The sequence below is a fragment of the Escherichia sp. E4930 genome (genome assembly GCF_005845405.1).
Classification (GTDB): domain Bacteria; phylum Pseudomonadota; class Gammaproteobacteria; order Enterobacterales; family Enterobacteriaceae; genus Escherichia.
Genome location: NZ_VCDZ01000035.1, coordinates 1 through 23,550, shown reverse-complemented (window position 1 = coordinate 23,550; position 23,550 = coordinate 1). Strand labels below are relative to the sequence as shown.

Below are 23,550 nucleotides of genomic sequence, written 5' to 3'. Positions count from 1 at the left end.
AGAGCAGGGCGATGCTGGCGTTTTACCGTGGTCAATGCACCAGCCATATCCAGAGCCGGGTTATATCTGATGATGCCAGACTGTACGGCATAACGCATTACAGCAGATATTCTTTGCTGCAGACGACTGGCGATTTCATAAATTTGTTTAGCTTCTGCAGCACGAACAGGGATAAGCAGGTCCGGGGTACTGAGTGTTGTGATATCCCGGTTGCCGATAAAGGGGAAAACGTGTGTCTCGAGGCTTTTGAGTACTTTATCGCTGTGTGATTGTGCCCATTGTTTATTACTGGCATGCCAGCGTCGTGCAATATGTTCAAAAGAGAGTTGTAAATCAGGGACTACTTTTTTAGCTCTTTTCTGTTCGCAAGGGTCAATCCCCTCCGAAATCAGTTTTCGGGCCTCATCCCGTTTTGTACGAGCTTCGGAGAGAGAAACTTCTGGATATACCCCAAGTGCCAGAGTCTTCTCCTTACCCAGAATACGATAACGGAGACGCCAGTAACGGGAACCATTAGGATGTACCAGCAGGAACATGCCAGCCCCGTCAGTGAGTTTATAAGCCTTGTCAGTGGGCTTTGCAGCCCGGATTTTTGCGTCAGTCAGTGCCATAGTTCAGCCTTCTGAATGCGTTAAAGAGGGTACAAATTCTGTCGAACTGGGGTATACCCGCAATTATACCCACACAATGAGGTTGATGTGGGGGGAATCTGGTTGAGTTCGGTAGAATTGATTTGGAGGCAGAACGCTTAAATTGTGGCGTTCTGAAACGAAAAACGGACCTCCGTGGAGGTCCGTTGATATGAATTTGGTGCCCGGACTCGGAATCGAACCAAGGACACGGGGATTTTCAATCCCCTGCTCTACCGACTGAGCTATCCGGGCAACGGGGCGCATTAAACCTGATTCGCCTCGTCTCGTCAATCAAATTTCTTCAATTTACGGCAGACTGCACAATCTATCATCAGTTTGCCGTTATCGCTCGTAATGTCAGGCAAACCAGGCGCTCCAGGCGGCGGAAAGCGGCATTGCCAGAAGGAGTGCTGGAAGCATGTTGACCACCGGGAACATTTTTATGCCGCAGATGCGTAAGCCGGTTGCCAGCAGCAATAAACCCCCTACGGCGCTGAAGTCCGCCATCATCGACGGTGTGGTCAGCGGTAATATCAGCGCAGCAGCCCACGCCAGCGTTAACTGGATGATGAGCAATGGAATACTAATCGCCGATACCGCAATGCCAAGTGAACAGGCGAAGATCATCGCTGTAAAGAAATCAAGAAATGACTTGGCGATTAAAATACTTGGATCGCCTGTCATCCCTTCATTCATCGCGCCGAAGATCCCGGTGCCGCTGGCACAAAACAGGACAATAATCGCGACAAAATTCTGAATAAAAGATTCATGCGCAGATTTCTTGCTCGAGTGACGAAACAGATTCTGCGCTTTAGCGACCGCAGTATTGACGCCTTTTTCCAGCAGACAAATTTCGCCGATTAATGCCCCGAGTAGCGTAGCTAAAACCATCGCCGGAAGGTTGGCACATTTCACGACCAGTAAAATACCAATTCCCAGCGATGCCAGGCCAAAAATGGACGTCATAGAGACGCGGATGTGTTCCGGTAAGCGTTGGCTAAGCAGTGCGCCGAGGGCGCCACCCAGTAATACTGCACTTGCGTTGATAAAAGGGCCGATGACCACAAGAGTTCCTGTTAATTGTGTTGTTTGATGTTTTTATTATGAACTTTTTGCCCCGTCGATTGCTTGTCTGGTCGCAAAGTCCTGGCTTGCACGCGTTAGCGAAAAGTGCCATGATTGCGCGAATTTTCTCCTTCCTGTACGGAGCTTGCCTGATGCATGCCGCCTCCTTACATTCTTTCGCTTATCGCCGTTTCGCGCGAAATGTCTCCTGTTCTGTGACGCTGCTTTTTATGCGGTGACGTTAACGCACGCTCACTGCAGGACAACAGTAAAATCAGAGCGTTTCTGCTTTTACTGATGTCTGGCGGTCGGAGCTGATGACCAGTTTGACCCACATCTCATGGGGCAGGGGGTTCCACCTTGCCCGGTATTTTTACTTCCCCGAAACGGGTTTTGCGCTTATGAAATCAATGAGTATTGCCGCCAGTGGTGAACTGGTTTCCCGACTTTCTACCCATCGCCGCGTGGTGGCGCTGGAAGATACTGATTTTACGGACGTCGCGGCAGTCGTCATTACCGCTGCGGATAGTCGTAGCGGCATCCTTGCGTTACTTAAGCGCACCGGTTTTCATCTGCCGGTGTTTTTGTATTCTGAAGATGCGGTTGAATTACCCGCGGGCGTTATGGCTATCATCAACGGCAATGAGCAGCAGTGGCTGGAGCTGGAATCCGCAGCCTGTCAGTATGAAGAGAATTTGCTGCCGCCATTTTATGACACGCTGACCCAGTACGTTGAGATGGGCAATAGCACCTTTGCTTGTCCTGGGCATCAACATGGTGCGTTCTTTAAAAAGCATCCTGCCGGACGCCATTTTTACGATTTCTTTGGTGAGAACGTCTTTCGCGCCGATATGTGTAACGCTGACGTAAAATTGGGCGATCTGCTTATTCATGAAGGTTCCGCAAAGGATGCGCAGAAATTCGCCGCCAAAGTCTTTCATGCCGATAAAACCTATTTTGTGCTGAACGGCACATCGGCAGCGAATAAAGTGGTGACGAATGCGCTGTTAACGCGTGGTGATCTGGTGCTCTTCGACCGTAACAACCATAAGTCGAATCATCACGGTGCGCTGATTCAGGCGGGGGCGACGCCGGTCTATCTGGAAGCCTCACGCAACCCATTCGGTTTCATTGGCGGGATTGATGCGCACTGTTTTAATGAAGAGTATCTGCGCCAGCAAATTCGCGACGTTGCGCCAGAAAAAGCCGAATTGCCGCGCCCGTTCCGCCTGGCGATTATTCAGCTGGGAACCTATGACGGCACTATCTACAACGCCCGCCAGGTGATCGATACCATTGGGCATCTGTGTGATTACATTCTGTTTGATTCTGCATGGGTCGGTTACGAGCAGTTTATCCCGATGATGGCAGATAGCTCGCCGCTGCTGTTAGAACTTAACGAAAACGATCCGGGGATCTTTGTGACTCAGTCGGTGCACAAACAGCAGGCGGGATTCTCACAGACGTCGCAGATCCATAAAAAAGATAACCATATCCGCGGACAGGCGCGTTTTTGCCCGCATAAACGGTTGAACAATGCTTTTATGCTGCACGCCTCTACCAGCCCGTTTTACCCGCTGTTTGCCGCGCTGGACGTTAACGCCAAAATTCATGAAGGGGAGAGTGGGCGTCGGCTGTGGGCTGAGTGCGTTGAGATAGGGATTGAAGCGCGGAAAGCGATTCTTGCGCGCTGTAAGCTGTTCCGCCCGTTTATCCCGCCCGTTGTTGATGGCAAATTGTGGCAGGATTATCCGACATCAGTGTTAGCCAGCGACCGCCGTTTTTTCAGTTTCGAGCCGGGGGCGAAGTGGCACGGCTTTGAAGGATATGCCGCGGATCAGTATTTTGTTGATCCGTGCAAGCTGTTACTCACCACGCCGGGTATCGATGCCGAAACCGGCGAATATAGCGATTTTGGCGTTCCAGCGACGATTCTGGCGCACTATCTGCGTGAGAACGGCATTGTGCCAGAGAAGTGCGATCTCAACTCCATTCTGTTCTTATTAACTCCGGCGGAAAGCCACGAGAAGCTGGCACAGCTGGTGGCGATGCTGGTGCAGTTTGAACAGCATATTGAAGATGACTCGCCGCTGTCTGAAGTGTTGCCGAGTGTTTATAACAAATACCCGGTGCGCTATCGTGACTACACCCTGCGCCAGTTGTGTCAGGAGATGCATGATCTGTATGTCAGTTTTGACGTCAAAGACCTGCAAAAAGCGATGTTCCGCCAGCAGAGCTTCCCGCCAGTGGTGATGAATCCCCAGGACGCGCATAGCGCTTATATTCGTGGTGAAGTGGAGTTGGTGCGCATTCGTGATGCCGAAGGGCGAATTGCGGCGGAAGGCGCGCTGCCGTATCCACCTGGCGTGCTTTGCGTGGTGCCAGGAGAAATGTGGGGCGGAGCGGTCCAGCGTTATTTCCTTGCGCTGGAAGAAGGCGTGAATTTGCTGCCGGGATTTTCGCCGGAGCTACAAGGTGTCTATAGCGAAACCGATGCGGATGGAATGAAACGGTTATACGGTTATGTGTTGAAGTAAGAATAAAAAACGGGGCACCTTCTGGCGCCCCGTTTTTCTTTGCGTAATTAGTGGTTAACAGTTTGTGTACCGGCAGGGACACGAACGTGTTTGTATTTAAACATCGCCATGAATGCGAAGGCCAGAATCACGGAGTAACCTGCGAAAATCAGCCATACGGTCTGCCAGTCGGTAATGCCGTTTTGGGTGTACATCTCAACCACTTTACCGCTCACGATGCCACCGAGGATACAGCCGAAGCCGTTGGTCATCATCAGGAACATCCCTTGCGCACTGGCGCGAATCGCCGGGCTAACTTCTTTTTCGACAAACACCGAACCAGAGATGTTGAAGAAGTCGAACGCACAGCCGTAAACAATCATCGACAGAACCAGCAGTACGGTACCGAACGGAGTCGGGTCGCCGTAAGCAAACAGCGCAAAACGCAGGATCCATGCCACGATACTGATCATCATTACGTTCTTAATGCCGTAGCGGCTTAAGAAGAACGGGATGGTCAGAATGAACAGGGTTTCAGAGATCTGCGAAATCGACATGATGATTGACGCATGCTGCACAATAAAGCTGCTGGCAAACATCGGATCTTTGTCGAAGCTGTGCAGGAAGGTATTACCGAACATGTTGGTAATCTGCAGTTCCGCGCCCAGCAGCATCGAGAAGATGAAGAAAATCGCCATACGCTTGTTTTTAAACAGCGCGAATGCATCGAGGCCCAGCAGGGTTGTCCAGCTCTGATTCGCTTGCTGTTTAGCAACCGGAATATGCGGCAGAGTCAGGGTAAACAGAACCAGAACGGCGGAAAGAGCTGCGCCAATATATAACTGCATGTGGCTCAATTCAAAGCCAGACAGGCTCACCACCCACATTGCCATGATAAAGCCGATGGTGCCCCAGATACGGATTGGCGGGAAATCAGTCACGATATCCATTCCGGCATTTTGCAGGCGATAGTAGGAGATGGTGTTGATTAACCCAAGCGTTGGCATATAAGCAAACGAGTTAATCAATATCACGAGGAACATCGCCTCCGGAGTGGTAACTTGTGCCGCCATGAAGAGGGTGATTGCGCCGATGGTGTGACAAATAGCATACACCCATTTCGCACTTAACCATTTGTCGGCCACAATCCCCAGCAAAGCAGGCATAAAGACCGCAGCGATACCCAGTGAGCTATAAACAGCGCCAATGGAAGCACCGTCGAACTTCAGGGTAACGAACATATATGAGCCGAGGGTCGTCAGCCAACTTCCCCACAGACAGAACTGCAGAAAAGAGAGGATTTTCAGCTGCAGCTTAAGATTCATGTTAATTTCCTCACATCGTGATGCGGATGAGTGTTTTAAAAAGCACATTTGACCGTGCAAGATGATGCGATTCTATCAACTTCACTGACTGTTTTTTTGTTATCCGTAGCAAATAATTGCAAATAATCTCAATTTGCAAGGTGAAATTGTGATGTGTGTAACACTTTCCTCGGAGTATTGTTAGGGATAAGGGTGAAATTATCGGCGACGGTAAGATTTTTGCGCCGTGTTCACTTTATAAAGATAGCGACGAGATTCCGCAGAAGGATGGCGAGTCGTCAGCGTCTGATAAACATCGCCCGGTGTCATGGTATTAATAATATTAGCCGCCTGAATCTTATCGTTCGAGAAAACGCGTAACACGCTGCCTGCACCACCGTTATAGGCGGTGATGACGGCATAACGCCGCGACGTTGGGTTATCAATTCCGCCGAGATAAACATTGTTCAGTATCGCCAGATACGCGGTGCCGGTATCAATATTGCTGGCAGGATCAAACAAGAAACTGCGGCTTGGCGTGCCGGATTTCCCCTGCGAGCGGAACACATCTTTCCCGGCAGTATGTTGTACCACCTGCATTAATCCCAGCGCGTCGGAACGGCTGACCGCATACGGGTTAAAGGAAGATTCGGTCTGCATAATTGCCAGAATCAGCGACTCATCAACGCCATATTTCCGTGACGCCTGGCGGACCATGCCGAGATATTTGTGCGCACGTTTATCAAGGTGGTTCGGCACCATATTAATGGTCACGCTGTAGATGATACGCAGTCCGTTGCTGCGGCTTTTCAGACGGTTTTTCAGCAGATAATCCGCGAAGTTGCTTGCACGGCCTTCCCAGCGAATCGGCTGCCCGGTGTTATCCACCACCTGACCGTAAAGGAAAGGTTCTTTCGAAATCGTAATATCATCAACGTCGGAATAGAGATCGACCGAACTCGGATCGTCACCCATCAGCAACGTTTTGATAATTGCCCGGCGCAGATGCGCGGCAGGTTCTGTCCCGGCGATGGTTTCGATAGTAATCGTGCCGTCATCAAAGTTGATGTGGCTGCGGGTCTGATATTGATCGGTGTATTTCACGTAGTCCTTAGGACCGGCGATCACCACCTCTTTGAATCCCCAGATGTTCTCAATATTGTGGGCAAATTGCCCCATCAGAATATCAAAACCGTTGGTATCTTTGACCCAGGCTTCATTATAGGTATCGCCTTTTTTGGTCGTCGAACAGGAGATGAGCAACGGCGCAATCAAAGCCAGCGCGAGATATTTTTTCATCATTCCGGGTGCGTGTTGTGTTTGTTTTTATGCAAGTTGCCGGAGGCGTGCTCCGGCACTGTTTTTATTTTTTATCTTCCGGCGTATAGCCCTCGATATGCACCTCTTTACCCTCGAACAGGAAGTTGACCATCTCCTGCTCCAGCAGCTTGCGGTGCTCGGCATTCATCATGTTGAGTTTCTTTTCATTAATCAGCATGGTTTGTTTGTGCTGCCACTGCGCCCAGGCTTCTTTGGAGATCTCGTTATAGATGCGTTTTCCCAGCTCGCCGGGGTACAGCTGAAAATCCTGACCTTCTGCTTCACGTTGCAGGAAAGTACAAAAAATCGTTCTGCTCATAAATCATCCTCTTTATCGACTCACGCGCTAAACCGGCGCGCCAGTGCGTAACTGCTGTAACAAACGCTCCACGGGAGCCGCCAGGCCAACTGACGGCGGTTGCGCTAAGTTATACCAGAGCGCATTGCCTTCATCCATGCAGTCGGTGAATGACGACACGGGAAGCCACATAGGCACAATATCTAAATGGAAATGGCTGAAGGTATGGCGAAACGCGGTCAGTTGCGTCAGGTTATCGGCAGCAATCTGCCGTTGCGCCAGCCATTGCCGCAAACTTTCTTCGTCGGCAAACTGCGGGAAACAGTATAAACCGCCCCACAATCCGCTCGGCGGGCGCTGCGCCAGCAATACTTCATCTTCGTGCTGTAACAGCAGAAAGTAGCCGGTGCGCTCCGGCAGCGTCTGTTTCGGTTTTTTGCCCGGATAAAGCGACCAGCTATTATTGGCGGCGGCAATACATCCGTTTTGTAGCGGACAGAGCGAACATTTCGGCTTCGAGCGCGTACAAATCATCGCGCCCAAATCCATCATCGACTGATTAAACCACTCCACGCCAACCGCGGGCGTCACCTGCTCGCTCAAACTCCATAGTTTATTCTCTACCTCTTTTTTCCCTGGCCAGCCGCTTACAGCATAGCAGCGCGCCAGCACGCGTTTGACGTTACCGTCGAGAATCGGAAAGTGCTTACCCAGAGAAAGCGAGAGAATCGCGCCCGCAGTGGAACGCCCGACGCCCGGTAACGCCGCAACTTCCTCAAAGGTTTCCGGGAATTTACCACCGTGTAAGGTGGCAATTTGCTGTGCCGCTTTATGCAGATTGCGCGCGCGGGCGTAATAGCCAAGCCCGGTCCACAAGTGGAGAACTTCGTCCAGTGGCGCATTGGCGAGATCGGTCACCGTTGGGAAGTGCGCCATAAAGCGTTCAAAATAGGGGATAACGGTCGCAACCTGAGTTTGTTGCAACATCACTTCTGAGAGCCATACTTTGTAGGGCGTCTTGTCAATTTGCCAGGGCAGCGTTTTCCGCCCGTATTTATCGTACCAGTCCAGAACCTGGGCTGAAAATTGCGACGCTTGCATGGTCACCGAATTCACTGTTGTTGGGGGCAAGATTGCAGCACAGCCGCGGCGGGGTGTAAACCGGAACTTTCCGCAGCTACGGCCTTATCATGCTTGCATCCGGCAACTAACTTTGGATAATGCCCGTTTTCAGAACACTTTCACAAGCGACTAAATCTTTATGAAAAACGACGTCATCTCACCGGAATTTGATGAAAACGGCCGCCCACTGCGCCGTATCCGTAGTTTTGTGCGCCGCCAGGGGCGACTGACCAAAGGCCAGGAACATGCGCTGGAAAACTACTGGCCGGTGATGGGCGTTGAGTTCAGCGAAGATATGCTGGATTTCCCTGCGCTTTTTGGCCGTGAAGCGCCAGTGACGCTTGAGATTGGTTTTGGCATGGGCGCGTCGCTGGTGGCAATGGCCAAAGATCGCCCCGAGCAGGACTTTCTCGGCATTGAAGTGCATTCCCCGGGCGTTGGTGCGTGCCTGGCTTCTGCGCATGAAGAGGGCTTAAGCAACCTGCGCGTGATGTGTCATGACGCTGTTGAAGTGCTGCATAAAATGATTCCTGACAATTCATTGCGCATGGTTCAGCTCTTTTTCCCTGACCCGTGGCACAAAGCGCGCCATAATAAACGCCGTATCGTTCAGGTGCCGTTTGCCGAACTGGTAAAAAGCAAACTGCAGCTGGGGGGCGTATTCCATATGGCGACCGACTGGGAACCTTATGCGGAACATATGCTTGAAGTGATGTCTTCTATTGACGGTTATAAAAACCTGTCAGAGAGCAATGATTACGTACCGCGTCCGGCATCACGTCCGGTGACGAAATTTGAACAACGTGGTCATCGTCTTGGTCACGGAGTATGGGACTTAATGTTCGAGAGGGTGAAATAATGGCAAAGAACCGTAGCCGTCGTCTGCGTAAAAAAATGCACATCGACGAATTCCAGGAATTAGGATTTTCGGTGGCATGGCGATTCCCGGAAGGTACATCGGAAGAGCAGATTGATAAAACCGTTGATGACTTTATTAACGAGGTTATCGAACCGAACAAACTGGCCTTTGACGGCAGCGGTTATCTGGCCTGGGAAGGTCTGATCTGCATGCAGGAAATCGGCAAATGCACCGAAGAACATCAGGCGATTGTGCGTAAGTGGCTGGAAGAGCGCAAACTGGCTGAGGTACGCACCAGCGAACTTTTCGACGTTTGGTGGGACTAATAAAGCATACGGGCGATGACAAATGCAAAACTGCCTGATGCGCTACGCTTATCAGGCCTACAAAGATGCACGATCGAGTAGGCCGGATAAAGCATTTACGCCGCATCCGGCATGGACAACGTGTACATTGTTATCAATCTGGGGCCAGCAAATGCTGGCCTGATTTGTTCTTGAGGGAAGACTATGATGCGCAAAATGCTGCTGGCGGCAGCACTTTCAGTGACGGCAATGACCGCTCACGCCGACTACCAGTGCAGCGTCACGCCGCGTGACGATGTGATTGTCAGCCCGCAAACCGTGCAGGTGAAGGGCGAAAACGGCAATCTGGTGATCACGCCAGACGGCAATGTGATGTACAACGGCAAGCAATATTCACTGAACGCCGCCCAGCGCGAGCAGGCGAAGGATTATCAGGCCGAACTGCGCAGCACGCTGCCGTGGATTGATGAAGGCGCGAAAAGCCGCGTCGAGAAAGCCCGTATTGCGCTGGATAAAATTATTGTTCAGGAGATGGGCGAAAGCAGCAAAATGCGCAGCCGTCTGACCAAACTTGATGCGCAGCTTAAAGAGCAGATGAATCGCATTATCGAAACGCGCAGCGATGGCCTGACATTTCACTATAAAGCCATTGATCAGGTTCGCGCCGAAGGTCAGCAGTTAGTGAATCAGGCGATGGGCGGAATTTTGCAGGACAGCATTAACGAAATGGGCGCGAAAGCGGTGCTGAAAAGCGGCGGCAACCCGTTACAGAATGTGCTGGGAAGCCTGGGGGGACTGCAATCCTCAATCCAGACCGAGTGGAAAAAGCAGGAAAAAGATTTCCAGCAATTTGGCAAAGATGTTTGTAGCCGTGTTGTGACTCTGGAAGACAGCCGTAAAGCCCTGGTCGGGAATTTGAAATAATCCTCTAGTTTAAGACGGCATAATGCTTTTTTATGCCGTTTAATTCTTCATTTTGTTACCTGCCTCTAACTTTATAGATCTCCAAAATCTATTCACAAAGTAAATTGTTTAACGTCAAATTTCCTATACAAAGCTAAGGGATAATACGTAGCGTTCACGTAACTGGAGGAATGAAATGGAGTTTTTCAAAAAGACGGCACTTGCCGCACTGGTTATGGGTTTTAGTGGTGCAGCATTGGCATTACCCAATATCACCATTTTAGCGACTGGCGGGACGATTGCCGGTGGTGGTGACTCCGCAACCAAATCTAACTACACAGCGGGTAAAGTTGGCGTAGAAAATCTGGTCAATGCGGTGCCGCAACTGAAGGACATTGCGAACGTTAAAGGTGAGCAGGTCGTTAATATCGGCTCCCAGGATATGAACGATGATGTCTGGCTGACACTGGCGAAAAAAATTAACACCGACTGTGATAAGACTGACGGCTTCGTTATTACCCACGGTACCGACACGATGGAAGAGACTGCTTACTTCCTCGACCTGACGGTGAAATGCGACAAGCCCGTGGTGATGGTTGGCGCAATGCGCCCGTCCACGTCCATGAGCGCAGACGGTCCATTCAACCTGTATAACGCGGTAGTGACCGCAGCTGATAAAGCCTCCGCCAACCGTGGCGTGCTGGTGGTGATGAACGACACCGTGCTGGATGGGCGGGATGTCACCAAAACCAACACCACCGACGTTGCGACCTTCAAGTCTGTTAACTACGGCCCTCTGGGTTACATTCACAACGGTAAGATTGACTATCAGCGTACCCCGGCACGTAAGCACACCAGCGACACGCCATTCGATGTCTCTAAGCTGAATGAACTGCCGAAAGTCGGCATTGTTTATAACTACGCTAACGCATCCGATCTTCCGGCTAAAGCCCTGGTAGATGCGGGCTATGATGGCATCGTGAGCGCTGGTGTGGGTAACGGCAACCTGTATAAATCCGTGTTTGACACTCTGGCGACCGCCGCGAAAAACGGCACTGCGGTAGTGCGTTCTTCCCGCGTACCGACGGGCGCTACCACTCAGGATGCCGAAGTGGATGATGCGAAATACGGCTTCGTCGCCTCTGGCACGCTGAACCCGCAAAAAGCGCGCGTTCTGCTGCAACTGGCTCTGACGCAAACCAAAGATCCGCAGCAGATCCAGCAGATCTTCAATCAGTACTAATCACCTCGCCCCGGTATCGCGCCGGGGCTTATTCACTTCAGACTCACGTCCATTGCCAATTTTCATTACCCTAATGATAATCACTGGAATAAATTATTCCGCGCGAGGGTTTTCGGGTGAAAAAGCAATGGATTGTTGGCACGGCGCTGCTTATGTTGATGACTGGTAATGTCTGGGCCGATGGCGAACCGCCAACTGAAAATATCTTAAAAGATCAATTCAAAAAGCAGTATCACGGCATTCTCAAGCTTGATGCCATCAGCTTAAAAAATCTTGATGCTAAGGGTAATCAGGCCACCTGGTCAGCGGAAGGCGATGTCTCTTCCAGTGACGATCTCTATACCTGGGTCGGTCAGTTGGCAGATTACGAACTGCTCGAACAGACCTGGACGAAAGATAAACCAGTAAAATTCTCGGCGATGTTAACCAGTAAAGGAACGCCCGCGTCTGGCTGGACGGTGAACTTTTACTCTTTTCAGGCGGCAGCCAGCGATAGTGGGCGGGCGGTCGACGATATTAAAACGAATAATAAGTACCTGATTGTGAATAGCGAAGATTTCAATTATCGCTTTAGTCAGCTTGAATCAGCGTTGAATACCCAGAAGAACTCGATTCCTGCGCTGGAAAAGGATGTAAAAGAGCTTGATAAGCAAATGGTGGCGGCGAAGAAAGCAGCAGATGCATATTGGGGAAAAGATGCAAATGGCAAGCAAATGACTCGCGAAGACGCCTTTAAAAAAATTCACCAACAGCGTGATGAGTTTAATAAACAGAATGATAGCGAGGCGTTCGCGGTTAAATATGACAAAGAGGTTTATCAACCGGCGATTGCGGCATGTCATAAACAGAGTGAAGAGTGTTATGAAGTGCCGATTCAGCAGAAACGGGATTTCGATATCAACGAACAACGGCGACAGACTTTTCTGCAATCACAAAAACTTAGCCGTAAATTGCAGGATGACTGGATAACGCTCGAGAAAGGGCAATATCCGTTAACGATGAAGGTTTCAGAAATAAACAGTAAAAAAGTCGCGATTTTGATGAAAATTGACGATATCAATAAGGCCTGCGATCGCTGGAAAAAAGATACCGAAGCATTACGGCGCAATGGGGTGATTAAGTAAGTTTTGATATAGCGCACGATTTGTAGCAGGATGCGGCGTTGACCCCGCATCCGGCAATCAACGTCTGATGCGACGCTAGCGCGTCTTATCAGACCTACAACCGCTGCCACATGTCGGCTGAGGCGCTCACGCCGCATCCGGCAATCAACGTCTGATGCGACGCTTGCGCGTCTTATCAGACCTACAACCGTTGCCACATGTAGGCTGGATAAGGCGTTCACGCCGCATCCGGCAATACAAGTTTACTCAGCTAGAAAAAGCTCCAGCAGCGAATTTAAAAACAACTTCCCATGTTCCGTTATCTGCCAGTAATCCGCACATTCTGTGAGGTAGCCCTGAGCGATAGCCCCGTCTAACTGAGAGCGAATAACTTCTTCAGAAAGGCCAGTATACTGGCTAAACTCCACGCGCGGCGCGGCCTCCAGCAGACGGAAGCGATTCATAAAGAACTCAAACGGCTTATCTGCGGCTTCGACATCACGCTGGCTTTCCAGATACCGCCCCTGCATAAAACCACGCGGATGCCGCGTTTTGGTGGTACGCAGAATGCGCCCATCCGGGAAGGTCACTTTGCCGTGCGCGCCGCAGCCAATACCGATGTAGTCGCCAAATCGCCAGTAGTTGAGATTGTGCTGGCACTGATAACCGGGCTTGGCGTAAGCGGAAGTTTCATATTGCTGATAACCTGCCGCGGTTAACAACTGATGCCCCTGTTCGAAAATATCCCATAACGCATCATCGTCCGGCAGTACGGGAGGGCGCGAGCCAAACAGCGTATTGGGTTCGATGGTCAGTTGATACCAGGAAAGATGCGGCGGATTCAGTTCAATGGCCTGGCGCAGATCGCCTAGCGCCTCTTCCAGTGATTGATCCGGCAGCCCGTGCATCAAATCGAGGTTAAAGCTACGCAGCCCCAGTCCACTTGCCAGTTTTGCTGCACGTTTCGCTTCTTGCGGGCCATGAATGCGCCCGAGCCGTTTCAGCTTTTCTTCGCTAAAACTCTGTACGCCAATAGAGATGCGGTTCACACCAGCACGCTGATAATCGACAAAGCGATCGGCTTCAACCGTACCAGGGTTCGCTTCCATAGTAATTTCTGCATCCGCTGCCAGCGGCAAACGCGCACGTACGCCGTCCAGCAGCGTTTGCATCGCCGGGCCGGAAAGCAGGCTCGGCGTACCGCCGCCAATAAAGATTGTCTGCACTTCACGGCCCTGAGCGTAAGCCACATCGTTGTCCAGATCGCAAAGCAGATGCTGAACATAATCGTCATGCGGCACTTCCCCTTTCAACGCATGAGAGTTGAAATCGCAGTACGGGCATTTCTGCACGCACCACGGGATGTGAATGTAGAGACTCAGCGGCGGTAATTTAACCATTACGTAAAGCGTCCAGCAGCAGTTTCAACGCCCGACCACGGTGAGAAATGGCGCTCTTTTCTTCGCGGGTCAGTTCGGCAGCGGTTTTCCCTTCGGAAGGCACGAAGAAGATTGGATCATAACCAAAGCCGCCAGTACCCGCCGGTTCACGAGTAATCACGCCCGGCCAGCTGCCGTGGCACACCAGCGGAGTGGGATCTTCCGCGTGACGCAGATATACCAGCACGCAGTGGAAACGCGCCTGACGTTGGTCGTCTGGTACGTCTTTCAGTGTTTCCAGCAGTTTTTGCAGATTCTTTTGATCGGTCGCATCTTCACCGGAATAACGCGCGGAGTAAATCCCTGGCGCGCCACCCAGCGCATCTACCGCCAGACCGGAGTCATCGGCAATTGCCGGTAAACCGGTCACTTTTGCCGCATGGCGCGCTTTCAGAATCGCGTTTTCGATAAAGGTCAGGCCGGTTTCTTCAGCGGAATCTACGCCGAGGTCTGTTTGGGCCACGATATCAAGACCGAAGTCGCTAAGCAGCGACGCCAGCTCACGCACTTTACCGGCATTGCCGGTTGCGAGGACAACTTTTTGCATAGGATACCTAATTAATTAACGCCGCGATTTCTGGCGGGATTTGTTGCGGATTAATGATTTTAATTTGTTTGTGGCGGCCAAGTTCGCCTTTCTCAATCACCACCTGGCTTTTGGCTACCCGGAATTGCTTACCGAGAAACTTCACCAGATGGCTGTTGGCCTGGCCGTCAACCGGCGGCGCGGTAATGGCGACTTTTACCTCGTCGCCATGTAAACCGACAATAGAATCACGGCTGGCTTTCGGCTGAATATAGAGCCGTAAAACCAGACCGTCATCGTTAACTGTTACGGCACTCATAACGCCATCCACAGCCCCGGCAGCAGCATGTTTCCGGTCGCCTGTAACACTTCTGCGACACCCATATTGATGACATACAGCAGCAGAACGAGGATCATCGGCGAGAAATCAATCCCACCCATTGCCGGTAGCAGGCGGCGAATCGGGCGCAGCAGCGGATCGGCCAGCTGAATCAGCACGTATTCAATTGGGCTACGACCCTGGCTTACCCAGCTCATAATCGCCATCACCAGCAGGACCCAGAAAATCAGCAGACCGATGGTTTTCAGCAGAATCAATAAACCGGCAATCCAGATGATCGGCAGGAAGGTCACCACTTTGAACAGCACGATGGCTTTGATAAAACTCAAAATGTACGCGACCAGCAGCGAGGCGCTATCAATGGGGCCCATTGCCGGAATAACGCGGCGCAGTGGCCCGATAATCGGTTGTGTCACCTTCACCACAAACTGTGAGAAAGGGTTATAAAAATCACAATGAGCCCACTGCATCCAGATGCGTAATAACAGCACCATGGTATACAGCTCAATGACCGTTGAAAGCAGGAAAGTCAACGTATTCATGGCGTTCTTAAGATTCCTTATTTTTTAGAGTAATCACGTGCACCAAAGATGGCAGTGCCGATACGAACCATCGTGCTACCTGCCGCAATGGCGGCTTCCATATCGTCCGACATTCCCAGAGAGAGCGTGTCGATATGCGGGTAGCGCGTTTTCAGTCCGGCAAATGCTACAGCCATTTGGCGTGCAACTTCAAACTGCCTTACATATTCTGACTCAGGCGCAGGGATTGCCATCAGCCCGCGCAGACGTAAACGCGGTAGTTCAGCGACCGCAGCAGCCAGCTCGTCCAGTTCCGCCAGTTGAATCCCTGACTTGCTGTTTTCATCGCTAATATTGATTTGAATCAGCACGTTAAGAGGGGGAAGTTCTGCCGGGCGCTGGTCGTTCAGGCGGGTAGCGATGCGCAAACGGTCGATGGTATGACACCAGTCGAAATGCTCTGCCACCAGGCGGCTTTTATTAGACTGCAACGGGCCAATAAAATGCCATTCTAATCCTGTTACGCCCAGCTCCTGAAAGTGGCGAATTTTATCTACCCCTTCCTGAACGTAGTTTTCACCAAATTGACGCTGCCCGGCATCAATGGCTTCTGCGATGGCGCTCGCAGGTTTTGTTTTACTGACTGCAAGCAGCGTAATTTCTTCTGGAGAACGGCCGCAACGCGTTGCAGCCGCTGAGATTTTGTCCCGGACCTGTGCCAGGTTATGCGCAATATCGTTCATTTTCCGAGGATCTTAGTATGAATATGGAAGAAATTGTGGCCCTTAGTGTAAAGCATAACGTCTCGGATCTACACCTGTGCAGCGCCTGGCCCGCACGATGGCGCATTCGCGGCAGAATGGAAGCTGCGCCGTTTGATGCGCCGGACGTCGAAGAGCTACTGGGGGAGTGGCTGGATGACGATCAGCGGGCAATATTGCTGGAGAATGGTCAGCTGGATTTTGCCGTGTCGCTGGCGGAAAACCAGCGATTGCGTGGCAGTGCGTTCGCACAACGGCAAGGTATTTCTCTGGCGTTACGGCTGTTACCTTCGCACTGCCCGCAACTCGAACAGCTTGGCGCACCACCGGTATTGCCGGAATTACTCAAGAGCGAGAATGGCCTGATTCTGGTGACGGGGGCGACGGGGAGTGGTAAATCCACCACGCTGGCGGCAATGGTTGGCTATCTTAATCAACATGCCGATGCGCATATTCTGACACTGGAAGATCCTGTGGAATATCTCTATGCCAGCCAGCGATGTTTGATCCAGCAACGGGAAATTGGTTTGCACTGTATGACGTTCGCATCGGGATTGAGGGCTGCATTGCGGGAGGATCCTGATGTGATTTTGCTTGGAGAGCTGCGTGACAGCGAAACGATACGTCTGGCGCTAACGGCGGCAGAAACCGGGCATCTGGTGCTGGCGACATTACACACGCGCGGCGCAGCGCAGGCAGTTGAGCGACTGGTGGATTCGTTTCCGGCGCAGGAAAAAGATCCCGTGCGTAATCAACTGGCAGGTAGTTTACGGGCGGTGTTGTCACAAAAGCTGGAAGTGGATAAACAGGAAGGACGCGTGGCGCTGTTTGAATTACTGATTAACACACCTGCGGTGGGGAATTTGATTCGCGAAGGGAAAACCCACCAGTTGCCGCATGTTATTCAAACCGGTCAGCAGGTGGGGATGTTAACGTTTCAGCAGAGTTATCAGCAGCGGGTGGGGGAAGGGCGTTTGTGACGTTGCTGTGCCTGATACGAATTGTAAACATGCCCGATGCGCAAGCTTATCGGGCCTACAAAGGCAATAAACGTCTGATGCGACGCTTGCGCGTCTTATCAGACCTACAACCGCTGCCACATGTAGGCCGGATAAGGCGTTCACGCCGCATCCGGCAATAAGGCGTAAGGCGCGATGATATTATTTACACTCCAGCTGGCTTTTAAATCGCCTTAATACCCCTGCTCGAAATAGCTTTCGAGAATAATAACCGCAGAGGCAGAGTCGACTTTGCCTTTGTTGAGCGCCCGATAGCCGCCCTGTTCAAACAGACCGGAACGTGCTTCCACGGTGCTAAGACGCTCGTCATGGAGCTTTACTTCAACACCAAAACGGCCATGAATACGGTTGGCAAATTTACGCGCTCTGGCAGTCAATGGTTGCTCGGTACCGTCCATATTCAGCGGCAAACCGACGATGATTTCGTCTGGTTGCCACTCTTTCAGTAAACGCTCGATGAGGTTCCAGTCCGGCGTACCGTCCTGTGCTTTAATTGCGGACAGCGGGCGAGCGGTGCCGGTAATGCGTTGGCCGACCGCTACGCCAATGCTTTTGGTGCCGAAGTCGAAGGCGAGTAATGTTCCGCTCATCAGGCATGCCCTGCCACACCAGGCATGGTGAGAATATCAACACCAATCAGCCTTGCCGCATCGCGCCAGCGGTCGGCTATCGGTGTTTTGAACAGAATATTCAGATCTGCCGGGGCGGTTAACCACGCGTTATCGAGAATTTCTTGTTCCAGTTGGCCTTTATCCCAGGAGGAGTAACCAAGGGCTACCATCACGTCAGCAGGTTGTTTATCGGTGCCGAGTGTTTCCAGCACATCGCGGGAAGTGGTCATCACCGTGTTATCTGAAATGCGAATGCTGGACGCAAAATTGGATGGCGGGGTATGCAAAATAAACCCGCGATCTTCAGCCAGCGGGCCGCCAAGCATAACCGGTTTGTCCAGACGGACAGATTCATCACGCGGCTCCGGCGTGATCTTCAGCTTTTCCAGAATCCCTTCAATTTTGAGATTTTCCAGTGGCTTGTTAATGATGATCCCCATTGCTCCATTGGTATTATGTTCGCAAATGTAGACCACGGAACGACGGAAAATCGGATCCTGGAGAGCAGGCATGGCAATAAGAAAGTGATGCTGTAAATTCATTGTCAGAGGTTCTGTTTCCTGGTTCAAAAAAGCAACAGCGCCCAGTATGCGTGGAAAGTATGGCGCTGTCACTCATAGTCTCAACGAGATCCCTCTCGCTAAATAGGGTTACTGCTGCTGTAATCGTGCTTCAATAGCATCCATTAACATTCCGGTGATAGACACCGGAAACTCTGCTTCAATCTCACGAATACAGGTTGGGCTGGTGACGTTAATTTCAGTCAGGCGGTCACCGATAATATCCAGACCAACAAAAATCAGCCCTTTTTCTTTCAGCGTCGGTCCTACCTGACGGGCGATTTTCCAGTCGCTTTCCGTTAGCGGACGAGGTTCGCCACGACCACCGGCAGCCAGATTGCCACGGGTTTCGCCGCCCTGTGGAATACGCGCCAGACAGTACGGTACTGGTTCGCCATCCACCACCAGCACGCGCTTGTCACCATCTTTAATCGCTGGCAGATAATTTTGTGCCATGCAGTAGCGAGTGCCGTGCTCAGTCAAGGTTTCGGCAATTACACCAAGGTTCGGATCGCCTTCTTTCACGCGGAAAATCGACGCGCCACCCATACCGTCCAGCGGCTTGAGGATGATATCGCTGTGTTTTTCCCAGAACGCTTTCAACTGCGCTTTATTGCGCGTGACCAGTGTTTCTGGCGTTAAGTCAGAGAACCAGGCGGTAAACAGCTTCTCGTTACAGTCGCGCAGGCTCTGCGGCTTGTTAACGATCAGCGTTCCTTTCTCTTCGGCGCGTTCCAGAATATAGGTCGCGTAGATAAACTCGGTATCAAACGGCGGATCTTTACGCATCAGAATCACGTCGAGATCGGCCAGTTGCAGATCCTGCTCACCCGTGAACTCGTACCATTTATCGTAGTTCTGTTCGACGCTCAAAGTACGGGTACGAGCGCGAGCCTCACCATTGATCAAATAGAGATCGGCCATCTCCATATAGTGAAGTTCGTAACCACGACGCTGTGCTTCCAGCAACATAGCGAAACTGGAATCTTTCTTGATGTTGATGCTTGCGATGGGGTCCATCACGATGCCGAGCTTGATCATTATTCTTCTCCGTTAGCCCAGATCGCCAAAACGCACTTGTAGCGCGGTAATGGCGGTGAGCGCAGTTGTCTCAGTACGCAGAACGCGAGGTCCCAACAGGATATCAGTAAATTGATAGCGGGCAGTCATGGCAATTTCATCTGCCGACAAACCGCCTTCCGGGCCAATCAGCAGGCGGACGCGTTCAACCGGTAACGGCAATGTATTGATGCTGTTACTGGCGCGCGGGTGAAGATTGAGTTTCAAGCCTTCATCTTGCTCTGCACACCAGGCTTCCAGATCCATCGCCGGACGGATTACTGGTACCCGATTACGACCACACTGCTCGCAGGCGGCAATTGCAATTTTCTGCCACTGCTGGAGCTTCTTGTTCAGACGTTCACTATCCAGTTTAACGCCGCAGCGTTCAGAAAAAAGTGGCGTAATGAGGCTTACGCCAAGTTCTATCGATTTCTGGATAGTGAATTCCATTTTTTCTCCGCGCGACATCACCTGACCAAGGTGAATATGCAAGGGAGATTCACGATCGTCTACCTGGCCTTCCAGCACTTTAACTTCCACGCTTTTTTTGCTGGCGCTGGTGATTTCTGCGTCAAAGACCTGGTTGCTGCCGTCAAATAACTGTAATGCCTGACCTGGCCCCATACGCAGGACGCGCCCGATATGGTTAGCGGCATCTTCACAAAGCGCGATCTGCGAATTGCTGGTGAGTGGTTCAGGATGATAAATGCGGGGGATACGCATGGTTAAATATCCGCGTCGTCTCCCCACGCGGTTGCGCGCGTGGGGTAGGGTTAACAAAAAGAATTTCGCTAGTGTAGGTTAGCTCTTTCTCGCCTGGCAAGCGCGTTGCACATACGGGTTGTGATTGCCTTGCACCTTCGCGATGCGCTCGTCACGCTCACACTCCCAGTCGGTGACCGGATACATTTTGTTCCAGGCGTTAAACAGCTGCGTTTGCTGGCGTGAGAGTGTGAGGTTGTACTGGTCACGCATGTAGAAGTAAATCCGCGCAATGGAACCACGGGCATGAGCTGGCGGTTCAGCAACTTTTTCTTTGAAATCAATCTTCATTGCGCACTGCCCATACTGCCCCTCGCCGCCATTCCACTGGCTGTACATAAAGTTGCCGCGATCGCCATTCACTTCACCTATCGCGGGCTGCAGGTTATGCATATCGCTTTCCATTTGGCGATAAACCGGATCTTTAGCGCAGTTTTTACGACCGCCTTCCTGCCAGCACTGACGCTGGTGGCCGAACTGCCAGGCGGGAACAACATGTTCCCATTCTACGCGGCTGGCGCGGTTTTCATTTTTGCGCACCTGATACCCGCACGACTCCAGATCCACGATGCCTTTTTTACCCTGCCAGTTGATTTTACATCCGCAGTAAAATGTTCCCGGCACATCAGCGTAGACTTTTACCGCTGCTGTTTTCGCCTGGGAAAAACTATTGATGCCTTCGGCTAACGCCGTGCCGGATAATGCTGCGCTCAGTACCACCGCAGCCACAGACAAATTACGGTACATCACTTACTCCGTGTTAAAACGAGCGAGCAACGTAGCGAAAGTTGTTTTGGTATGCAATCAGCCAGATCAGTAAAATTCCTGATAGTTCTGCTGGTTATTGGGCAACCAGTTGTTCGCCACAGTGAACGCAGCGATAGACGGCTTCGCCTCGTATCACGCGGTTATGACGACGTACGGTGAGCTGATGCTCCTGGCATTTGCAACGGTAGGAGAAAGTGTTACGGCGCACGGATTGCAGTTCAAACTGATGCGTACGGCGGGCGGGAACGCCCAGCACGCTTTCCATCATCCACTTCCACTCTTTGCCATGTGGCGCTACGCGACCAAAGTGTTTCCATACCAGCAAATGCGCCAGTTCGTGTGGCACCACTTCTTCTATAAAGGCTTCACTGTTTTCCAACAGCAACACCGGATTGAGGCGAATTTCATAGCTTTCCAGCCAGGCCGTTCCGGCGGATGTGCCACGCTGGGTATAAGAAAGTTTTGGCTCCGGATAGTTACGCCCCAGCTTCAGGTTGGCCTGGGCGAGTTTTTCCCGCAGGCGACGCATAACAGCCTGTTGGATGGCGATAGGGAGACGGGATGTTTTCATAGCGGCAGAGGATAGAGCGAAGAAAAGATGACTGCAAGAGGGGGCTTCCTCCGCGACGGGAGGAAGCCTGGGGAGATTAATCGTGAGCGCCGATTTCGCGCAGTTTACGACCTTTCATCAGATTACGTTCAATGTGTTCCAGCGAAACGTGTTTGGTTTCCGGCACCAGCCACAGTGTCAGCAGGATAAACAGCACGTTCAGACCTGCGTAAACCCAGAAGGTATTGGCGTTGCCCAGCGTGTTGAGCATAGTCAGGAAGGTTGCGCCGACAATCATGTTGGCAATCCAGTTGGTAGCGGTGGAGCAGGTGATACCGAAGTCGCGGCCTTTCAGCGGCTGGATTTCAGAACACAGTACCCAAATCAACGGACCCGCGCTCATGGCAAAACCGACAATAAACATCAGCAGCATGGCGATGGCGAAATACTGCGCCGACGGTGAGTGAATACCGATGTGCATCATTGTACCCAGTACGCCCATGCCCACAGCCATCACCATGAAGCCCAGCGTCAACGTTGGTTTACGTCCCCAACGGTCAACAAGACCGATTGCGATAAAGGTGGCAAGTACGTTGGTCAGGCCGACAATCACGGTCCCCCACATTTGCTCTGTGGTGTTGGTATAACCCGCCAGTTCGAAGATTTTTGGCGCGTAGTACATGATGACGTTCATCCCGGTGAATTGCTGCATCACCTGCAACAGTACACCCAGGAACACCGCGCGACGGAAGTTACTGTTCTCTTTAAACAACGCCCAACCGCTCTGTTTAACCTGCAAACTTTCACGGATTTCATCCAGTTCGCGTTTGGCTTCCGCGCTGGTGTCGCGCAGGCGCAGTAGCACGCGTTCGGCATCAACAAAGCGGCGTTTAGCGGCAAACCAACGTGGGCTGTCTGGCAGGAAGAAGACACCAATCAGTAGCAGAATTGCCGGGATGATAATCACACCCAGCATCCAGCGCCATGCACCGGTGTAGCTGAAGGCGGTATCAGAAAGATACGCGCCGAGGATCCCGATAGTGATCATCAACTGATACATCGAGATCATACTGCCGCGAATTTTCTCTGGCGCAATTTCAGAGAGGTACAGCGGCGCGGTATAAGAGGCTACACCTACCGCCAGACCCAGCAGAACGCGGGAAAGAATCAGTACTTCAACGTTTGGCGCAGCCGCAGAGAACAGCGAACCGGCAACAAACAGGATTGCGCCGATCATCAGGCTCTTTTTGCGCCCGAGTTTAAAGGAGAGCCAGCCGCTACCCACCGCACCGACTGCGGCACCAAACATCATGGAGCTTACGACCCATTCTTGTGTGTGCGAGGTAATCTGGAATTCATCTGCAATAAACGGCAGTGCGCCAGCAATTACACCGATATCCAGGCCAAAGAGTAATCCCGCCAGAGCAGCAAGGAAGCAGACGAAAAACGTCATTGCCTTGTTTGATCGCCCCTGTTTTTTAGCGTCAGGCATGATGCCCTCCAATATGGTTATTTTTTATTGTGAATTAAGATAGGTGAGTACGACGTAAAAAGATGTGAAGCAAATCACATCAGTGTAATCGCTTACACTAACATTCATTATGATTATAATTTAAGTGTATGAAATTAATTGAGTTATATCATCATAGGTTAAACACGGTTATCTGCAATTAAGACTTTACTGAAAAGAAATGTAACAACTGTGAAAACTGAATAATAATATGAAAATATTACAAATATTTGGCTGGTGTTGCTGGTGTAATCGGTTTCAGTCGTGATGATGATTTGCGGGTAAAACGTGTTCAGGAAGAATGATGTCATTTCGCGGGCGGCTTTTTGCCGGATGCGGCGTGAACGCCTTATCCAGCCTACGAGCGCGGTGATATCTGTAGGTCGGATAAGATGCGGCAGCATCGCATCCGACACAATGCCGGATGCGGCGTGAACGCCTTATCCACGCC

General features: G+C 51.4%; 26 protein-coding genes and 1 tRNA gene. 7 read left to right on the top strand and 20 right to left on the bottom strand.

The window, feature by feature from the left end; translation table 11 throughout:
• The 3 genes from FFT88_RS23600 to FFT88_RS23590 form a co-directional block, all read right to left on the bottom strand.
• Positions 1-611, bottom strand: a 611-nt coding sequence (locus FFT88_RS23600) for an integrase arm-type DNA-binding domain-containing protein (protein ID WP_135405547.1), incomplete at its 3' end; no start/stop codon positions are given.
• A 197-nt stretch (positions 612-808) separates the two neighbouring features.
• Positions 809-884 (bottom strand) — tRNA-Phe (locus FFT88_RS23595).
• A 105-nt stretch (positions 885-989) separates the two neighbouring features.
• Positions 990-1,697, bottom strand: coding sequence for a DUF554 domain-containing protein (locus FFT88_RS23590; protein WP_135405548.1), 708 nt, complete (start codon positions 1,695-1,697; stop codon positions 990-992).
• A 401-nt stretch (positions 1,698-2,098) separates the two neighbouring features.
• Between FFT88_RS23590 and speC the strand changes: the two genes are divergently transcribed.
• Positions 2,099-4,234, top strand: a complete 2,136-nt coding sequence (gene speC / locus FFT88_RS23585) for an ornithine decarboxylase (RefSeq protein WP_135405549.1) — start codon at positions 2,099-2,101, stop codon at positions 4,232-4,234.
• A gap of 47 nt (positions 4,235-4,281) precedes the next feature.
• Here the strand turns inward: speC and nupG are convergent, their stop codons facing one another.
• From nupG to mutY, 4 genes are all read right to left on the bottom strand, one after another.
• Positions 4,282-5,538: a nucleoside permease NupG gene (gene nupG / locus FFT88_RS23580; RefSeq protein WP_135405550.1), complete on the bottom strand. Its 1,257-nt coding sequence runs from the start codon at positions 5,536-5,538 to the stop codon at positions 4,282-4,284.
• Positions 5,539-5,736: 198 nt separating this feature from the next.
• On the bottom strand, positions 5,737-6,816 hold the full coding sequence (gene mltC, locus FFT88_RS23575) for a membrane-bound lytic murein transglycosylase MltC (protein ID WP_001374284.1): 1,080 nt from the start codon (positions 6,814-6,816) through the stop codon (positions 5,737-5,739).
• A 64-nt stretch (positions 6,817-6,880) separates the two neighbouring features.
• Positions 6,881-7,156: an oxidative damage protection protein gene (locus FFT88_RS23570; protein WP_000091700.1), complete on the bottom strand. Its 276-nt coding sequence runs from the start codon at positions 7,154-7,156 to the stop codon at positions 6,881-6,883.
• Positions 7,157-7,183: 27 nt separating this feature from the next.
• Positions 7,184-8,236: an A/G-specific adenine glycosylase gene (gene mutY / locus FFT88_RS23565; protein ID WP_135405551.1), complete on the bottom strand. Its 1,053-nt coding sequence runs from the start codon at positions 8,234-8,236 to the stop codon at positions 7,184-7,186.
• Between the two features lie 160 nt (positions 8,237-8,396).
• On the opposite strand from mutY, the gene trmB reads away from it, so the two are divergent.
• The 5 genes from trmB (at position 8,397) to FFT88_RS23540 (ending at position 12,691) form a co-directional block, all read left to right on the top strand.
• Positions 8,397-9,116: a tRNA (guanosine(46)-N7)-methyltransferase TrmB gene (gene trmB, locus FFT88_RS23560; protein ID WP_000786911.1), complete on the top strand. Its 720-nt coding sequence runs from the start codon at positions 8,397-8,399 to the stop codon at positions 9,114-9,116.
• Entirely contained in the window at positions 9,116-9,442 is a 327-nt protein-coding gene (locus tag FFT88_RS23555; protein WP_135405552.1) for a YggL family protein, read from the top strand. Before trmB ends, FFT88_RS23555 begins: the two co-directional genes overlap by 1 nt.
• Before the next feature lie 183 nt (positions 9,443-9,625).
• On the top strand, positions 9,626-10,345 hold the full coding sequence (locus FFT88_RS23550) for a DUF2884 domain-containing protein (protein ID WP_000984796.1): 720 nt from the start codon (positions 9,626-9,628) through the stop codon (positions 10,343-10,345).
• A 175-nt stretch (positions 10,346-10,520) separates the two neighbouring features.
• Complete coding sequence (gene ansB / locus FFT88_RS23545) at positions 10,521-11,567, top strand: L-asparaginase 2 (protein ID WP_000394103.1); 1,047 nt, start codon at positions 10,521-10,523, stop codon at positions 11,565-11,567.
• A gap of 116 nt (positions 11,568-11,683) precedes the next feature.
• Positions 11,684-12,691: a DUF1202 family protein gene (locus FFT88_RS23540; protein WP_135405553.1), complete on the top strand. Its 1,008-nt coding sequence runs from the start codon at positions 11,684-11,686 to the stop codon at positions 12,689-12,691.
• A 242-nt stretch (positions 12,692-12,933) separates the two neighbouring features.
• Here FFT88_RS23540 and hemW read toward each other — a convergent pair whose 3' ends face one another.
• Genes hemW through yggS form a run of 5 tightly spaced genes read right to left on the bottom strand, consistent with a single transcriptional unit; the run spans position 12,934 to position 16,239 of the window.
• Positions 12,934-14,070 carry a radical SAM family heme chaperone HemW gene (gene hemW / locus FFT88_RS23535; RefSeq protein WP_135405554.1) on the bottom strand — a complete coding sequence of 379 codons (1,137 nt, stop codon included), beginning with the start codon at positions 14,068-14,070 and terminating at the stop codon, positions 12,934-12,936.
• Positions 14,063-14,656, bottom strand: coding sequence for an XTP/dITP diphosphatase (locus FFT88_RS23530; RefSeq protein WP_130207915.1), 594 nt, complete (start codon positions 14,654-14,656; stop codon positions 14,063-14,065). Before FFT88_RS23530 ends, hemW begins: the two co-directional genes overlap by 8 nt.
• Before the next feature lie 7 nt (positions 14,657-14,663).
• Positions 14,664-14,954, bottom strand: a complete 291-nt coding sequence (yggU, locus tag FFT88_RS23525) for a DUF167 family protein YggU (protein ID WP_001277222.1) — start codon at positions 14,952-14,954, stop codon at positions 14,664-14,666.
• The gene (gene yggT / locus FFT88_RS23520) at positions 14,951-15,517 is read right to left on the bottom strand and encodes an osmotic shock tolerance protein YggT (RefSeq protein WP_001094831.1); all 567 of its coding nucleotides are present in this window, start codon (positions 15,515-15,517) and stop codon (positions 14,951-14,953) included. Before yggT ends, yggU begins: the two co-directional genes overlap by 4 nt.
• A gap of 17 nt (positions 15,518-15,534) precedes the next feature.
• Entirely contained in the window at positions 15,535-16,239 is a 705-nt protein-coding gene (gene yggS, locus FFT88_RS23515) for a pyridoxal phosphate homeostasis protein (protein WP_000997795.1), read from the bottom strand.
• Positions 16,240-16,256: 17 nt separating this feature from the next.
• On the opposite strand from yggS, the gene FFT88_RS23510 reads away from it, so the two are divergent.
• The gene (locus FFT88_RS23510) at positions 16,257-17,237 is read left to right on the top strand and encodes a type IV pilus twitching motility protein PilT (protein WP_130221431.1); all 981 of its coding nucleotides are present in this window, start codon (positions 16,257-16,259) and stop codon (positions 17,235-17,237) included.
• Between the two features lie 212 nt (positions 17,238-17,449).
• Here FFT88_RS23510 and ruvX read toward each other — a convergent pair whose 3' ends face one another.
• The 8 genes from ruvX to FFT88_RS25445 all read right to left on the bottom strand — a co-directional run.
• Positions 17,450-17,866 carry a Holliday junction resolvase RuvX gene (ruvX, locus tag FFT88_RS23505; protein ID WP_135405555.1) on the bottom strand — a complete coding sequence of 139 codons (417 nt, stop codon included), beginning with the start codon at positions 17,864-17,866 and terminating at the stop codon, positions 17,450-17,452.
• A complete protein-coding gene (locus FFT88_RS23500) occupies positions 17,866-18,429 on the bottom strand; it encodes a YqgE/AlgH family protein (protein ID WP_130207909.1) in 564 nt (187 codons plus the stop codon). Before FFT88_RS23500 ends, ruvX begins: the two co-directional genes overlap by 1 nt.
• A 108-nt stretch (positions 18,430-18,537) precedes the next feature.
• On the bottom strand, positions 18,538-19,488 hold the full coding sequence (gene gshB / locus FFT88_RS23495) for a glutathione synthase (RefSeq protein WP_130207907.1): 951 nt from the start codon (positions 19,486-19,488) through the stop codon (positions 18,538-18,540).
• Positions 19,489-19,500: 12 nt separating this feature from the next.
• The gene (rsmE, locus tag FFT88_RS23490; RefSeq protein ID WP_135405556.1) at positions 19,501-20,232 is read right to left on the bottom strand and encodes a 16S rRNA (uracil(1498)-N(3))-methyltransferase; all 732 of its coding nucleotides are present in this window, start codon (positions 20,230-20,232) and stop codon (positions 19,501-19,503) included.
• A gap of 78 nt (positions 20,233-20,310) precedes the next feature.
• Entirely contained in the window at positions 20,311-21,018 is a 708-nt protein-coding gene (gene endA / locus FFT88_RS23485; protein ID WP_130207903.1) for a deoxyribonuclease I, read from the bottom strand.
• Between the two features lie 94 nt (positions 21,019-21,112).
• The gene (locus FFT88_RS23480) at positions 21,113-21,610 is read right to left on the bottom strand and encodes a SprT family zinc-dependent metalloprotease (protein WP_135405557.1); all 498 of its coding nucleotides are present in this window, start codon (positions 21,608-21,610) and stop codon (positions 21,113-21,115) included.
• Positions 21,611-21,686: 76 nt separating this feature from the next.
• Positions 21,687-23,081, bottom strand: coding sequence for a galactose/proton symporter (galP, locus tag FFT88_RS23475; protein WP_130207899.1), 1,395 nt, complete (start codon positions 23,079-23,081; stop codon positions 21,687-21,689).
• Between the two features lie 276 nt (positions 23,082-23,357).
• A partial coding sequence (locus FFT88_RS25445; RefSeq protein ID WP_205714165.1) for a hypothetical protein occupies positions 23,358-23,550 on the bottom strand: 193 nt, incomplete at its 5' end.

Excerpts from the sequence above, each read along its gene's own strand:
- ruvX (WP_135405555.1), bottom strand. The coding sequence starts at position 17,866 with ATGAGCGGAACATTACTCGCCTTCGACTTCGGCACCAAAAGCATTGGC.
- mutY (WP_135405551.1), bottom strand. The coding sequence starts at position 8,236 with ATGCAAGCGTCGCAATTTTCAGCCCAGGTTCTGGACTGGTACGATAAA.
- FFT88_RS23500 (WP_130207909.1), bottom strand. The coding sequence starts at position 18,429 with ATGAATTTACAGCATCACTTTCTTATTGCCATGCCTGCTCTCCAGGAT.
- ansB (WP_000394103.1), top strand. The coding sequence starts at position 10,521 with ATGGAGTTTTTCAAAAAGACGGCACTTGCCGCACTGGTTATGGGTTTT.
- FFT88_RS23555 (WP_135405552.1), top strand. The coding sequence starts at position 9,116 with ATGGCAAAGAACCGTAGCCGTCGTCTGCGTAAAAAAATGCACATCGAC.
- FFT88_RS23570 (WP_000091700.1), bottom strand. The coding sequence starts at position 7,156 with ATGAGCAGAACGATTTTTTGTACTTTCCTGCAACGTGAAGCAGAAGGT.
- yggU (WP_001277222.1), bottom strand. The coding sequence starts at position 14,954 with ATGAGTGCCGTAACAGTTAACGATGACGGTCTGGTTTTACGGCTCTAT.
- FFT88_RS23530 (WP_130207915.1), bottom strand. The coding sequence starts at position 14,656 with ATGCAAAAAGTTGTCCTCGCAACCGGCAATGCCGGTAAAGTGCGTGAG.
- yggS (WP_000997795.1), bottom strand. The coding sequence starts at position 16,239 with ATGAACGATATTGCGCATAACCTGGCACAGGTCCGGGACAAAATCTCA.
- hemW (WP_135405554.1), bottom strand. The coding sequence starts at position 14,070 with ATGGTTAAATTACCGCCGCTGAGTCTCTACATTCACATCCCGTGGTGC.
- yggT (WP_001094831.1), bottom strand. The coding sequence starts at position 15,517 with ATGAATACGTTGACTTTCCTGCTTTCAACGGTCATTGAGCTGTATACC.
- rsmE (WP_135405556.1), bottom strand. The coding sequence starts at position 20,232 with ATGCGTATCCCCCGCATTTATCATCCTGAACCACTCACCAGCAATTCG.
- FFT88_RS23550 (WP_000984796.1), top strand. The coding sequence starts at position 9,626 with ATGATGCGCAAAATGCTGCTGGCGGCAGCACTTTCAGTGACGGCAATG.
- speC (WP_135405549.1), top strand. The coding sequence starts at position 2,099 with ATGAAATCAATGAGTATTGCCGCCAGTGGTGAACTGGTTTCCCGACTT.
- galP (WP_130207899.1), bottom strand. The coding sequence starts at position 23,081 with ATGCCTGACGCTAAAAAACAGGGGCGATCAAACAAGGCAATGACGTTT.
- gshB (WP_130207907.1), bottom strand. The coding sequence starts at position 19,488 with ATGATCAAGCTCGGCATCGTGATGGACCCCATCGCAAGCATCAACATC.
- trmB (WP_000786911.1), top strand. The coding sequence starts at position 8,397 with ATGAAAAACGACGTCATCTCACCGGAATTTGATGAAAACGGCCGCCCA.
- nupG (WP_135405550.1), bottom strand. The coding sequence starts at position 5,538 with ATGAATCTTAAGCTGCAGCTGAAAATCCTCTCTTTTCTGCAGTTCTGT.
- FFT88_RS23480 (WP_135405557.1), bottom strand. The coding sequence starts at position 21,610 with ATGAAAACATCCCGTCTCCCTATCGCCATCCAACAGGCTGTTATGCGT.
- endA (WP_130207903.1), bottom strand. The coding sequence starts at position 21,018 with ATGTACCGTAATTTGTCTGTGGCTGCGGTGGTACTGAGCGCAGCATTA.
- mltC (WP_001374284.1), bottom strand. The coding sequence starts at position 6,816 with ATGAAAAAATATCTCGCGCTGGCTTTGATTGCGCCGTTGCTCATCTCC.
- FFT88_RS23510 (WP_130221431.1), top strand. The coding sequence starts at position 16,257 with ATGAATATGGAAGAAATTGTGGCCCTTAGTGTAAAGCATAACGTCTCG.